Here is a 12,749-nt window from a genome sequence, read left to right on the forward strand (position 1 = left end):
GCAGTGAACCGGCTTGAAACCCGCGGCTATCCAGGGTTCGGAAAGCGCCTGAAACGGCTGCGCCGGTCGGTTGGGTTCAAGCAGGCTCATCTGGCTGAATTGTTGCAGGTGGATCAGGCAACCGTTTCGCGGTGGGAAAGAGGCGGACAGACACCGCCGCCCGAGACCCAACAGGCCGTCTTTGCGGCCCTTGGTCCGGCCCGTACTGATGACAGCGCATTGCGGCGGTTGGTCATGAGTTCGTCAGATTGTGTGCATTTGGTCGAGGAGGCGAGCCACAGGTGTCTTGCCTATTCTGCTAGCCGGGCGCGCGATTGGAAAACCAGCCAGAGCGCTTTGCTTGGTGTGTCGCTGTGGCAATTTGCAACGGAGGAAATACAGGCAGCCGAGGCCGAACTCAATGCGGATGGATGGTGGGACATGTATACGCCCGCACCAAAGGCGTTCCTGACGTCCGAAGCTGTCCATGACCGTATTCGCATCAGCGCGGGCGAAATCATCTGGGAACGCCTGTATCTGTCTGACGGCACGCCTGTTCGTCTGGTCAGCGGTTCCAGACACTAGGGTCGCATAATTTATGCGTTCCGCGACCGGGCGCGGCACGTTAGAAGCGCCCAATGCTACGGGTATTTCAGGTCCTCATTCTTTGGCTGGCCGGATTGGGTGCGGCGACGCAATTTGCAAAAATTGCAGTTCCGTTTCCCGAGCTTGTCTTACTGTATCCTGATCACACCGAAGCCATGGGATGGTTGCTGTCGATCATCAGCCTGATCGGAGCCTTGCTTGGGGCCTTGTCCGGGGCCATCGTAGGGCGGGTTGGGCCCATGAAGCTTTTGATCTTCGGCTTGTGCCTCGGTGGCGCGATTTCAGTGTTTCAGGCGACATGGCCCGGATTTTACATCATGCTGGCCAGTCGCTTTGTTGAAGGGCTTTCGCACCTGGCCATTGTCGTCGCTGCGCCCACACTGATCGCGCAGATCACGACCGGCAAAGCGCGCAACATTGCGATGGTCCTTTGGAGCACGTTCTTTGGCGTCGCATTCGCGCTGAACGCGTGGATCGGACTGCCGCTGATCGCCTCTTTCGGTCTGACCACTTTCTTCCTTCTGCATGGTTTCTTGATGCTTGGGGTAGCTGGTGTGATCCTGATCTGCCGGATGCGCGTGCAATTTGCCTCTGACACCAAGCTCTGGCGGTGGACAGAAGTGCTGAACGTTCATCTGCGCACCTATCGCTCTCCCTTCGTGTCAGCCCCGGCAGTGGGGTGGTTCTTTTATACGCTGACCTTTGTGTCACTCCTGGCCATCCTGCCGGGGCGATTGCCGGACGATATCAGCGCGCATGTCGCCGGGTTGATGCCGCTGGCAGGAATTGTCCTGAGTTGGATAGCTGTTCCTGTCCTATTGAATGTGATGCCCTGTGTCGCGGTGATCAATCTGGGGTTCGGGTTGGGCATTTTTTCCATTTCCGTGGCCTTCCTTGGCCTGCCGTTGGAGATCGTGTGCGTTCTACTGTTTGCCGTTTTGGGGCTCGTACAGGGGGGCAGCTTTGCTGCAGTACCGATCCTGAACCAAACGGCCGAGGCGCAGGCGCTTAGCTATGGGGCCATGGCGCAGATGGGCAACGCGGGAAACTTGCTGGGTACACCGGTTCTGCTGGCGGTTTTGTGGCGCGTGGATGAGGCCGGGATGCTGCTGAGTATAATCGGAATTTATGCGATCGCGATCCTTGCGCATACCGCGCTGGCCCGCCAGCGCGCAGCACAAACCAACTCAGCCTGACTGACCAGGCGAAATGATCTGAAAAGACCCGTCATCGAATTTTACAAAACACGATTGCGTTGTAAGCGGTGGCAATGTTGTTGTACGCGTTGCAGGTACGCTTGATTTTACGTTTTGCTTGCAGGGCGGCAGGCTGACGGGGCGGAACCCTTTTTGCGCCATGCACTGCGCCTCGACCGTGTTGCGCAGGCCCTGGTTCACATCCACGGTATAGACCCGACCGGGCTGCCACCATCCCGGGGACTGGTAACACCGTCCCCGACCGTCGCAATAGGTGCGCCCGGGCCAGTATGTTGGCGGGCTCTGGCGGATTTGATTGGCAACCGGCACTTCTTGTACCGCCTTAAGCTGGCACTGTGTCGTCTCTTGTTGCAGGCGGGAAACGGTTGCACCTTCGCGGTAATAAAGCGAAAGCGGCCCGCCGCATGAGGACAGCACCATTAGGGTTGCAAGCATAGGAAACAGCGTTTTCATATGCTTATCTTGCCGCAGCCGCACAGAGATGACAATTCAATTGACCGCTTTGGGGGCATCTGTCATTCAATCCTTTCAGGCAGAAGGGCCAGAAACATGAAGGTCATCATATGCGGCGCGGGTCAGGTTGGCTGGCAGATTGCGCGGCACCTTTCGGGCGAACTGAATGACGTAACAGTCGTGGACAACAATCCCGATCTCGTGCGCCGGGCAACGGAAACGCTGGATGTGCAGGGCATTGCAGGGTTTGCAAGCTATCCTGACGTGCTGGAACGGGCAGGGGCCCGCGACGCCGATATGATAATTGCTGCGACCCATTCTGACGAGGTGAACATGGTTACCTGTCAGATGGCGCATTCGGTGTTCTCGATCCAGCGTAAGATCGCGCGCTTGCGCTCCAAGTCCTATCTGGAAGCCATTCATTCGGACCTTTACCGCCGCGATCACTTGCCCATCGATGTGGTGATCAGCCCCGAACGCGAAGTGGCTGCTGCAGCGATGCGTCGCCTGTCGGCGCCGTCGGCCTTTGACACCGAGATTTTCATGGATGGCAAGGCGCAGCTACTGGGCATCAGGGTGGAAGAGGATTGCCCGATTGTGAATACGCCGCTCCGGCAACTGACTGATCTGTTTTCCACGCTCAGTTCGATTGTGGTTGGTGTTCGGCGCGAGGGTACGCTGTTCGCGCCTGAATCCGAGGATCAGCTGTTCGTAGGCGACGAGTGTTACGTCTTTACCAATGTGAACGACGTGAACCGCACCATGGAAGTGTTCGGAAAAGCCCAAAAGCGACAGGATCGGGTTGTGATCGTTGGCGGCGGCAATGTCGGTTTGGAGGTGGCCAGAACGCTGGAGGAGCGCGAAAGCCGCGTGCGCGCAAAGGTCATCGAACGCGACCGCCAATGCGCCGAGATCGCCGCCGAAGCGCTGGAGCGGACGATTGTTTTGCATGGGGACGGTTTGGATTCCGGCTTGCTGAGCGAGGCCGGGATCGACCGGGCCGACGCGATGCTGGCCGTCACGGATGACGACCGCACGAACATGCTGGCTGCCGTGCGTGCCAAGGCCGAAGGCTGTGCGCTTGCGATTGCGCTGATCAACGATCCCAGCATGGTTGCCCTTATGGGACCGTTGGGCATTGATGCTTATATTAACCCGCGCGCTACCACCGTCAGCTCGATCCTGCGCCATATCCGGCATGGGCGTGTTAGACAGGTCTATTCCATCGGTGACGCCGAGGCCGAGGTGATCGAGGCCGAGGTTCTGTCGACCTCTCCGATGGCGGGGCAGAAACTGCGCGATATCGATTTCCCCGAGGGTGTGCTGGTTGGTGCCGTGCGCAAAGGAGACGAGGTTCTGCGTCCGACGGGCAGTCTGCGGATTGATGAAAAGGACGTGGTCGCAATCTTTGCCATGGCCAAGGACGTGCCCGAGGTCGAACGTCTGATGCAGGTCTCAATCGATTTCTTCTGATGGCGCGCGCAGGGACACAACAGGTTGGGATTCTGCGGCGTTTACCGTTGTTCCTGCTGATCTGGGCTATCGTGTCGCTGGCCATGTGGATTCCGGCAGTCTATGCTCTGGTGCTGGATGATCACGATACATCGCGGTCCTTTCTTTACTCGGGCCTTCTGGGCCTGTTTCTGGTCGCAATAATTGCAATGGCCTCTTCCAATCGCATTCCACGGCGGGGGACTTTGGGGCAGTTAGCGGTGATGCTGGGCTGTTTCACCATCCTGCCGATCTTTCTGGCGATACCGCTCCATGATGCGCTTGGCACGACCACATTTCTGAACGCCTATTTCGATATGGTCAGCGCGCTTACAACGACCGGGGCTGATCTGTTTCCTGACTACAACCGGCTAAGCGCGCCGCTGCACCTTTGGCGTGCGCTGGTCGGTTGGATGGGTGGCTTGCTGATGTGGATTGCGGCCGCTGCGATTCTGGCGCCGCTGTCCCTTGGCGGGTTCGAGGTAACAGCCAAGGGGCAGCCCGGTCGGCCGGTGTCAGGTGTTGCGCAAAGCGAACGCGTGGACCCGCGCGGCCGTTTGCTGCGTGTAGCGCGGACGCTGACACCGGTATACGCCGGGCTGACTGTAGCGATCTGGGTTCTTCTGATGATCGCGGGTGAGGCCGGTTTGACCGCCGTTTGCCACGCAATGTCGGTGATGGCCACGTCCGGTATCTCTCCGGTTGGTGGTATGGAGGGGGCGCAGGCCGGGTTTACAGGTGAAGCGATCCTGTTTCTGTTCCTGTTCTTTGCCCTTTCGCGCCTGACCTTCTCGACCGATACTGCCGCCACAGGGTTTTCTCGTTTGGACAGAGACCCCGAGTTTCGCATCGGCCTGATGATCGTTCTGGCGGTTGCACTTTTATTGTTTTTCCGGGTGGTGGCCGGCGTCACCGAGATCGGTGGGCAAATCGCTCCACTTCAGGCGTTGCAGGTGATTTGGGGTATGCTGTTCACCGTGCTGGCCTTCCTGACCACTGCCGGGTTCGAAAGTGCGAACTGGAACGATGCGCAGCAATTGTCGGGTCTTGGCACGCCGGGGTTGTTGCTGATGGGACTTGCGCTGATTGGCGGTGGGGTCGCCACCACGGCCGGAGGCGTCAAGCTGTTGCGGGTTTTTGCGTTGTACCTGAACGGTGCGCGCGAGATCGACCGATTGATCTATCCCTCATCCGTTAGCGGTGTCGGGGGCGGCAACCGGCGTATTCAGAGCGACGGAGCCTTTATCGCCTGGATCTTTTTGATGCTTTTCGCTCTGACGCTGGCGGTGTTCAATCTTTTGCTGGCGGCGATGGGGGCCGGATTTGAACAGGCAATGGTGCTGAGCGTTGCCACCCTGACGACGACAGGTCCATTGATCGAGCTGGCGACGGATGTCCCGATCCGGCTGATTGATTTGTCCGCAGGGGCAAAACTTACGCTCTGTGCAGCGATGGTGATTGGTCGTCTGGAAACGCTTGCAATTATTGCATTGATCACACCGTCGCTGTGGCGGGATTGAACCACAACGCCCGGCCAACGTTACCGCCTTATTTTTCATCTGGAATATCTCTGCGCGGCACTCCATACTCGCCCGGAGGGAGCGCGTTGGTCCGCAGCGCGTAGCAAGAACAATGGCGAGATTATAAAAATATGGCTTCGGACAGACAGAATCTTCAGGATGCCTTCCTGAACAATGTACGGAAAGCTAAGGTTCCGGTAACGATCTTCCTGATCAATGGCGTGAAACTGCAAGGTGTGATCACCTGGTTCGACAATTTCTGCGTATTGTTGCGCCGCGACGGACAGTCGCAGTTGGTCTATAAACACGCGATTTCGACCATCATGCCATCACAGCCGATCAATCTGTATGAGGGCGAAGACGCCTCTTGATGGAACATGACCGGAGGCGCACCCGAGCCTGGGTGCTGCATCCCGAAATCAAATCAGATGAACAGCGCCGTGTTCCCGAACCGGCGCTGGCTGAGGCGGTTGCACTGGCCGCTGCACTACCCGATCTGGATGTGATTGGGTCCGAGATTGTACGCCTGCAACGTGCCCAACCGGGGCTTTTGTTCGGCAGTGGCAAGATCGAGGAACTGACCGAACGGCTGCATGACAGTGAAATCGAGTTGGTTTTGATCGACGGGCCGGTCACGCCCGTGCAGCAACGCAATCTGGAAAAGGCATGGAAGGTCAAGATACTCGACCGAACAGGGCTGATCCTTGAAATTTTCAGCGATCGCGCGCGCACCCGTGAAGGGGTGCTGCAGGTCGAGATGGCGGCTCTCAGCTATCAACGCACGCGATTGGTGCGGGCCTGGACCCACCTTGAACGGCAACGCGGCGGGTTGGGATTCGTTGGCGGACCCGGTGAAACCCAGATCGAAGCCGACCGCCGCGCCATTGACGAACAATTAGTCAGACTAAGGCGTCAGCTGCAGAAAGTGGTCAAGACCCGTACCCTGCACAGGGCTGCGCGCGCCAAGGTGCCGTATCCAATCGTTGCCCTTGTGGGGTATACAAACGCGGGCAAGTCAACGCTGTTCAACCGTCTGACCGGGGCCGAAGTGATGGCCAAGGACATGCTGTTTGCCACGCTGGACCCAACCATGCGTCGCGTCCAGCTTCCTGACGGCCCTGAGGTGATCCTGTCGGACACGGTGGGCTTTATCTCGAATTTGCCGACCGAGCTTGTGGCGGCCTTCCGCGCAACCCTCGAGGAAGTGCTGGGCGCGGACCTGATCGTTCATGTGCGTGACATCAGTCACGAAGAAACGGATGCGCAGGCCCAGGATGTTGAGACTATCCTGACCTCATTGGGCGTCGATGAAGAACGTCCACGGCTTGAAGTTTGGAACAAGATTGACCTGCTCAGCCCCGAGGACAAGGACGCCGCTTTGGCGCGGGCTGAACGGGACCCGGCGATATTCTCAATCTCTGCTGTAACGGGCGAAGGCGTCGGTCCGCTGTTGGCCGAGATCGCCACACTGCTTCAGGGTGCACGGCACGAGGTCGTCCTGAACCTGTCTTATGCCGAGGGGGACAAGCGGGCGTGGCTGTTCCGTCAGGACGTTGTCCAGGATGAGGATCAAACCGAAGAAGGGTTCCGCCTGACTGTTTTGTGGACAGACAAACAAGCCGCGCAGTTTGCGTCGCTTTGAACAAGGTGGAAAGGTCAGCTATGACGGAAAATTCAGATCAAAGAGTGTTCTTGAACGGCCTTATCGATGTACCGCAGGACCGGCTTGAATACGTGCGGGCAGCTTTGCCGCTCCATATTGCTCTTACACGCGCGGAAGAGGGCTGTATGTCTTTCGAAGTTGTGGAAGATCAGACAACGCCTGGGCGGTTCATGGTGTCGGAAGTGTTTGCAACGCAAGCGGCCTTTGACGCCCATCAGGTGCGAACCAAGGCGTCAGACTGGTTTCAGGTCACGCAGGGAATACCCAGGAACTACACGATAGAAACGGCTGCGGATCGGACACGTTAAGCTATTTGCCGTCAATCTGCCGTTGATAGTCTTCTGCGTCGAACCAGCCCAGCGAAGACTTTACAAGATAGTCTGACGTCAATTCCCACTCTTCCCAACCGCGTGCCACAACGTGATTGCCGGTTTCGGCGTGGTTCCCTTCTAGGGTCCAAACAAAAATAGCGTGAGATCCGGCCCATCGCATCATATCGCAGCGGACCTCTAGATCAGGAAAGTCGGCGTAAAAGCCACGAGCCATATCGGCAATCGCTGCGCGCCCTTCTATGGGGTCGCCCCGATTGATCGTGATTTGTCCATCAGGTGCAAAGAAACCGGCAACTGCATCGGGGTCACCGGAACTCCAGGCAATTGCGTAATCCCGCGCGAGATTGTTCAATGTATCCCGAATACTGGCCATATTCGCCCCCCTTTGGTCCCACATAATCGGTGGAATGATCATAGGCGAAAAAGGTTCAAGGTGCTACGATGCCCCAGAAACCGGGGCGAGGAGTTGCCGATTAGGCGGATTATCGCGGGATAAGATTGGTCACGCCAACCGCTGCAGCGCGGGCCAGATCAAGGTCCAATGACATCGGGATATACTCGCCACGCCGCCAAAGCTGTGCCTGATCGTCGTAGTAGCGCGACAGGAAGTGCCCCGATTGACCGGTCGCAGTGATAAAGACCGAGCTGTTGGGATCAGCAAAGTCGTACACCCCGCGATACCCCGCACCGTGTACGTTCTGGAACGGATCCGGGCCTTCGCCTGACGTGCGCCCGCGCAGCAGCGTATTGTCGCCACCGCTGGTCGATTGGCGGATGTTCACGAAATAGCGCAGGACAGGCACGTCGCCCAGGACCGGGTGATCATGCGTGGCTTGATGCGCATCGCCCCAGCGCAGGGATTCCAACGCGCTGCCATAGCGCTCAGAAATCCAGATCAGGGCGTCGTCCAGCGCCAGACGAGCCATTTCTGTGCAGGTCTCAACCGGGGCGCTTTGTCGTACATCGCACCAGACGCTTGCTCCGTCGATGTCACGATAAACGCGTTCAATGAACAGCGGCTCGACGTGTTTATATTCGCTGGCCAGTGGCCCAAGCTCATCCGCGATCAGGCGGATCTGAAGAGCGCGCAACCATGCCGCATAGATCAACGGCTCGGGCAGGTGTTCATTCATCTCACCATTCCAGTCTGCCAGCAGTGACAAGGCGATCTGGCGCTGACGTTCCGGTGTGCCCTCGGGGGCCGAGGCACCGGTGAACCACAGGTCTGCGCCGATGAGCGGTAGCAGGGACCGCGCCGTGAAGCTGACGGTATCAAGTTGCGCTTCGATAAAGCTGTCGCGGGTGTGGACCTCACGCGATTGCATCAGGCGATCCCAGCGATGCACACGCTGTGTGTCGCCCCATTCGTAAGAGATATGATTGGGAAAAGGACGGTCGATAATCTTGTTGTTCGTATTGCCCAAAATGCCACCGACCGGTGCGACAAATTCCGGATTGTCCGCATAGGGCAGGCGGCCCTGCCAGCGGTTTGCCTCGATCCAGCCGTGCGTTGGGATGCGCCCGCGGCTTTGGTTTTGCAGATCCCGGCTGGGCATGGCACCGATCAACTTCATCCCAATTGTAGTCCGGTCGACCAGTGACAGGTTCTGGGATGGGGCGATGAACTGCTCGCCCGCTTGTATGGCCTGACGCACGTTGTCCGCATTCATGAGCGCCATAGAAGCGGTCATCGAAGTGTCGCGCGGGCTGAGCGCCGTCCAGGACAGAGACGCCACATGGCCGGGAGGCGTGATGGTCTCCAGCTTGTAATCCGTGCCGGGCAGCACCGGGCCGTTGTCTGTCCAGCGCAGCGTTAGTGTGACTGGCGCCTCGTCTTTGATGGCGATGATCGATGGGCGGGTCAGAAATTCTTTGTAGCCATCGGGGGTCAGATATTCCTCTGGGTTGTCCGGGTTCAGCTGTTCTATGTGCAGGTCCTGATCATCCAGATAAGATGAGGTCAGCCCCCATCCCAATCGGTCACTGCGTCCGGTCATAATGGCAGGAACACCGGGTATCGAGGCTCCGATCACACCACCTTTTTTAAGATCAAGATGGGCCAGATACCACACACCGGGGGCTGTGAAACCCAGATGCGGGTCGTTTGCCAGCAAAGTGCCTCCACTTGCCGACCGCGATGGGGCGGCGGTCCAAGCATTGGACGCTCCGGCCAAGCCGCGTTTGGGAAGCGGTGAGAGGGGTGTTTCGGGTATTTCAGTACCGGCGGCGTAGCGCGGCAGATTGGGAAACAGGTACGCATATTCCGGAAGGGCCGCGATGCCAGGACCGGGGACGTCAGGCAGGATGTCGGCCAGACGCTCGGGGTTGTTCAATATCAAAGAGGTGCGGGCGCGCAGAACCTCATCACTCAGGTGGCCTGAAAGTTGCAAAGCCATCAGCTTGATGACCGCAATGCTGTCGCCCGGTTGCCAGGGCGAGACGGGGGCGTTGAACAGGAACATTTCCGGCGCACCGCGACCCAAAGCCTCCTCATTGATTTCGGTCAGCCTTGCATTGACCCCGGCGGCATAAGCCCGCAAGGCGGCTTTGGTATAGTCATCCTGCACCTCGACCGAGCGATGGGCGAGGCCATAGAGATCCAGCCGCCGCAGCAACTTGTCGATGCGCAGCGTGCGTGTCCCGAAGACTTCGGACAAACGGCCTTGCGCAGTCCTGCGCATCACAGTCATTTGCCACAGCCGGTCTTGTGCGTGGGCATATCCCAGTCCAAAGAACACATCCGGATCGGTTTGGCCCAGAATATGCGGCACGTTGGCGGTGTCGCGAACGATCTCGACAGGGGCGGTAAGACCATCAACTTCAAGGGTCTGGTCGTAATCCGGCAGGGACTGGCTTGCCAGGAAATAGACAAGGCCAACCGCGGCGAGGATCAGAATAATCAGACCCGACGCGATGCGCACCAGCCAGCGGAAAACAAGACCCATTACTGCCCCATATTATCTTTTGGAATAAGGTTGCGCAGAGATTAGAGGATGGTCGGTCTGACCGAAAGAGGAACGCGGCAAGAACCTGCTTGGAAACGCTTATAAATAATTGCCCCGCCGCAGTGTTGTGCTGCGACGGGTGCCATGTGTGGGGGAAGTGGTAATTTGGGTTATGGAATAATGCGCGTGTATTTCGTGCCTTCGATGGTCGCGCCGAATTTCAGACCGGCCTGACCAAAGACCGCCGCCAGCACTGGCGTACGCAGTGTAGTTGTGTCCGTGGACAAAGAATTCCCAGTTGAGTCAACCACATAGCCAATATCGGCGCCGGCTGTCCATCCGCTGGAACGGCGGAAATCGTTCAGTGCAGCTTCGGTCATAAAGAACAGGACATGCGCATATTGCTGCGCACCAAATTGCAGGCCGGCGGTTCCGGAAATTGCGGAATAGTAATCGACCGTCGCCCCGTTGATGCGCAGCGCGCCTTGCCCGTAGGCACCGCCAAAAATGATCAACCCGGCGTCAGTTATCAGGGGCATGACCAACATACCGTTGGCTTTGTTCGCAATCTCAACCGTGTTGGGATATTTCGCGTACATCTCGGTCAGCGTGGCGTCCACGCGGGCGTCGATTGTTGCCGCGTTCGAATTGCCGACGCCGTTGCCGCAGGCAGCCGTCAGGGTCAGACCTGCCATGCCAAAGGCAAAGCCGCGACGGCTCAGTCGGGGGGAAGGGGAACTGCTCATGGTTTTTATATCTCTGTAACTGTGCCTGATGTTGTCGGGTGAACCCGATCTTGTGGGCAAGGATACGCCGATTGGCCCCATGTGTCACGGGAAAGCTGCTCGCCAACGCCAGTTCGTCGGCGAAAAATTGCGAGTCCTTGGGGTTTTAGCCCTGAAGGATGCGCGCAACCTGCGGCGAGAAATAGGTCAGAATTCCATCGCATCCGGCCCGCTTGAAGGCCAGCAAGCTTTCCAGCATCACCTTCTCTCCATCAATCCAGCCATTCTGCGCGGCCGCCTGAATCATCGCGTATTCACCGGATACCTGGTAAGCATATGTCGGCGCGCCGAAGCCGTCTTTCACACGGCGGCAGATGTCCAGATAAGGCATGCCGGGCTTGATCATCACCATGTCCGCGCCCTCAGACAGGTCACGCTCGATCAAACGTAGAGCCTCGTCCGAATTGGCCGGGTCCATCTGATAGGTCTTCTTGTCACCCGTCAGTGCGCCCGAGGCCCCAACGGCATCTCGGAAAGGCCCGTAAAAGGCACTGGCGTATTTTGCTGCATAGCTAAGGATCATTACGTTGTGATGGCCTGCACCTTCCAGCGCGCGGCGCATTTCTCCGATCCGACCGTCCATCATGTCTGATGGGCCGATGATGTCAGCACCGGCTTCGGCCTGAGCGAGAGTCATTTTGACCAATGCCTCTACGGTCTGATCGTTGACAATCTCACCGTCGACAACGTACCCGTCATGGCCATTGATGTTGTAGGGGTCCAGCGCAACATCGGTCATCACGGCGATGTCGGGGGCAGCAGCTTTGATTGCGCGGATGGCGCGATTGGACAGGTTGTCCGGGTTCCAGGCTTCGGCACAGTCTTCAGTCTTCAGTGCGGAATCTGTGTAGGGAAAGATGCAAATCGCAGGTATCCCAAGCGCTTGGGCTTCGACCGCAGCCTTGGCAATCAAGTCAACCGACCGGCGCACCACACCCGGCATCGAGGGCACCGGTTCTTCAATTCCGTCGCCATCGCGCACAAAGACCGGCCAGATCAGGTCATCGGTGGTCAGCGTGTTCTCTCGCACCAGCCCGCGAATTGCCTCAGACTGACGCGCCCGCCGAAAGCGGGTCATAGGGTAGGGGGCAATAGTCGGTTTCATGGCGCGTTCTCCTTGAACATTCGTGCATTGGGTGGCATGAATTCACAAAGGTCTCAAGGGTATCAATGGACGCGCCACCGCGATGAACCCCCCTGAGTGGTTTGAATAAAGGGTTGGGTTTGGACTGGTACTCTTCGATCTTTGAACTCATTGACATGCGCAGCTTTTCGAATCTGTGGTATTGGATTGTGCTGGCGGTATTTTGGTCATCCGCCAGTCATTGGGTGATGGGCATTCCGTATGATTTGGTTGTTCGTGCGCGTCGGATTGGCGGGCAGGTTGAAATCGACCTTCTGGACATTGTGCGCATTCACACGAACCGGATTTTGCTGATCGTAGATATGTCGGGTGCCATCCTCCTGGCGCTTGCGTGCTTTATGCTCACGGGTTTGGCAATGCTGGGTTTCTACTATGACGTAGAGTTTGCACAGGCGGTGTTTTTGTTGGCGTTTCCAATGACTTTGGTGTTGCTGGTGAACATATCGCAAGCAAGACGTCTGCGCCGGCAGGAACTGACGCTGGAAACTGTTTCCAAGACCATTTCACGCTGCAGGCTGTACACGCAGATCATCGGCATGATCTCGATACTGGTCACTTCTTTCTGGGGCATGTATCAGAACATCTCGATCGGCGTTCTTGGGTAGAAAAATCTG

13 protein-coding genes are annotated in these 12,749 nt (G+C 57.8%); 8 read left to right on the plus strand and 5 right to left on the minus strand.

Translation table 11 applies throughout. The annotated features are described in order from the left end of the window. Positions 1–3: 3 nt before the first annotated feature. A complete protein-coding gene (locus GOV85_RS16125; RefSeq protein ID WP_171179968.1) occupies positions 4–564 on the plus strand; it encodes a helix-turn-helix transcriptional regulator in 561 nt (186 codons plus the stop codon). A 53-nt stretch (positions 565–617) separates the two neighbouring features. Then, positions 618–1,781 carry an MFS transporter gene (locus GOV85_RS16130; RefSeq protein WP_171179970.1) on the plus strand — a complete coding sequence of 388 codons (1,164 nt, stop codon included), beginning with the start codon at positions 618–620 and terminating at the stop codon, positions 1,779–1,781. Here GOV85_RS16130 and GOV85_RS16135 read toward each other — a convergent pair. Beyond that, positions 1,773–2,255: a hypothetical protein gene (locus tag GOV85_RS16135; protein WP_171179972.1), complete on the minus strand. Its 483-nt coding sequence runs from the start codon at positions 2,253–2,255 to the stop codon at positions 1,773–1,775. The genes GOV85_RS16130 and GOV85_RS16135 overlap by 9 nt on opposite strands. A gap of 96 nt (positions 2,256–2,351) precedes the next feature. On the opposite strand from GOV85_RS16135, the gene trkA reads away from it, so the two are divergent. The 5 genes from trkA (at position 2,352) to GOV85_RS16160 (ending at position 7,237) form a co-directional block, all read left to right on the plus strand. Next, positions 2,352–3,728 (plus strand): Trk system potassium transporter TrkA, encoded by a 1,377-nt coding sequence (trkA, locus tag GOV85_RS16140; RefSeq protein ID WP_171179974.1) that lies wholly within the window; start codon positions 2,352–2,354, stop codon positions 3,726–3,728. Further along, positions 3,728–5,266 (plus strand): TrkH family potassium uptake protein, encoded by a 1,539-nt coding sequence (locus tag GOV85_RS16145; RefSeq protein WP_171179976.1) that lies wholly within the window; start codon positions 3,728–3,730, stop codon positions 5,264–5,266. Before trkA ends, GOV85_RS16145 begins: the two co-directional genes overlap by 1 nt. Before the next feature lie 131 nt (positions 5,267–5,397). After that, positions 5,398–5,637 (plus strand): RNA chaperone Hfq, encoded by a 240-nt coding sequence (gene hfq / locus GOV85_RS16150; protein WP_005982826.1) that lies wholly within the window; start codon positions 5,398–5,400, stop codon positions 5,635–5,637. Continuing rightward, complete coding sequence (gene hflX, locus GOV85_RS16155) at positions 5,637–6,908, plus strand: GTPase HflX (protein ID WP_171179977.1); 1,272 nt, start codon at positions 5,637–5,639, stop codon at positions 6,906–6,908. Before hfq ends, hflX begins: the two co-directional genes overlap by 1 nt. A 20-nt stretch (positions 6,909–6,928) precedes the next feature. Next, positions 6,929–7,237 carry a putative quinol monooxygenase gene (locus GOV85_RS16160; protein ID WP_171179979.1) on the plus strand — a complete coding sequence of 103 codons (309 nt, stop codon included), beginning with the start codon at positions 6,929–6,931 and terminating at the stop codon, positions 7,235–7,237. A gap of 1 nt (position 7,238) precedes the next feature. Here the strand turns inward: GOV85_RS16160 and GOV85_RS16165 are convergent, their stop codons facing one another. The 4 genes from GOV85_RS16165 to hemB all read right to left on the minus strand — a co-directional run bounded on the left by GOV85_RS16165 (position 7,239) and on the right by hemB (position 12,096). Further along, positions 7,239–7,634 (minus strand): nuclear transport factor 2 family protein, encoded by a 396-nt coding sequence (locus tag GOV85_RS16165; RefSeq protein WP_171179982.1) that lies wholly within the window; start codon positions 7,632–7,634, stop codon positions 7,239–7,241. A gap of 109 nt (positions 7,635–7,743) precedes the next feature. Continuing rightward, positions 7,744–10,206 carry a penicillin acylase family protein gene (locus GOV85_RS16170; protein ID WP_171179984.1) on the minus strand — a complete coding sequence of 821 codons (2,463 nt, stop codon included), beginning with the start codon at positions 10,204–10,206 and terminating at the stop codon, positions 7,744–7,746. A 170-nt stretch (positions 10,207–10,376) separates the two neighbouring features. Next, a complete protein-coding gene (locus tag GOV85_RS16175) occupies positions 10,377–10,952 on the minus strand; it encodes a YSC84-related protein (protein WP_171179986.1) in 576 nt (191 codons plus the stop codon). A gap of 145 nt (positions 10,953–11,097) precedes the next feature. Next, entirely contained in the window at positions 11,098–12,096 is a 999-nt protein-coding gene (gene hemB / locus GOV85_RS16180) for a porphobilinogen synthase (protein ID WP_171179988.1), read from the minus strand. Between the two features lie 119 nt (positions 12,097–12,215). Between hemB and GOV85_RS16185 the strand changes: the two genes are divergently transcribed. Continuing rightward, entirely contained in the window at positions 12,216–12,740 is a 525-nt protein-coding gene (locus GOV85_RS16185; protein ID WP_171179990.1) for a component of SufBCD complex, read from the plus strand. Positions 12,741–12,749 lie beyond the last annotated feature (9 nt).

Source organism: Ruegeria sp. HKCCA4633 (assembly GCF_013034605.1).
In the GTDB taxonomy this organism is placed as follows: Bacteria; Pseudomonadota; Alphaproteobacteria; order Rhodobacterales; family Rhodobacteraceae; genus Ruegeria.

Excerpts from the sequence above, each read along its gene's own strand:
- GOV85_RS16165 (WP_171179982.1), bottom strand. The coding sequence starts at position 7,634 with ATGGCCAGTATTCGGGATACATTGAACAATCTCGCGCGGGATTACGCA.
- GOV85_RS16175 (WP_171179986.1), bottom strand. The coding sequence starts at position 10,952 with ATGAGCAGTTCCCCTTCCCCCCGACTGAGCCGTCGCGGCTTTGCCTTT.
- GOV85_RS16160 (WP_171179979.1), top strand. The coding sequence starts at position 6,929 with ATGACGGAAAATTCAGATCAAAGAGTGTTCTTGAACGGCCTTATCGAT.
- hemB (WP_171179988.1), bottom strand. The coding sequence starts at position 12,096 with ATGAAACCGACTATTGCCCCCTACCCTATGACCCGCTTTCGGCGGGCG.
- GOV85_RS16145 (WP_171179976.1), top strand. The coding sequence starts at position 3,728 with ATGGCGCGCGCAGGGACACAACAGGTTGGGATTCTGCGGCGTTTACCG.
- GOV85_RS16170 (WP_171179984.1), bottom strand. The coding sequence starts at position 10,206 with ATGGGTCTTGTTTTCCGCTGGCTGGTGCGCATCGCGTCGGGTCTGATT.
- GOV85_RS16135 (WP_171179972.1), bottom strand. The coding sequence starts at position 2,255 with ATGAAAACGCTGTTTCCTATGCTTGCAACCCTAATGGTGCTGTCCTCA.
- trkA (WP_171179974.1), top strand. The coding sequence starts at position 2,352 with ATGAAGGTCATCATATGCGGCGCGGGTCAGGTTGGCTGGCAGATTGCG.
- hflX (WP_171179977.1), top strand. The coding sequence starts at position 5,637 with ATGGAACATGACCGGAGGCGCACCCGAGCCTGGGTGCTGCATCCCGAA.
- hfq (WP_005982826.1), top strand. The coding sequence starts at position 5,398 with ATGGCTTCGGACAGACAGAATCTTCAGGATGCCTTCCTGAACAATGTA.
- GOV85_RS16130 (WP_171179970.1), top strand. The coding sequence starts at position 618 with ATGCTACGGGTATTTCAGGTCCTCATTCTTTGGCTGGCCGGATTGGGT.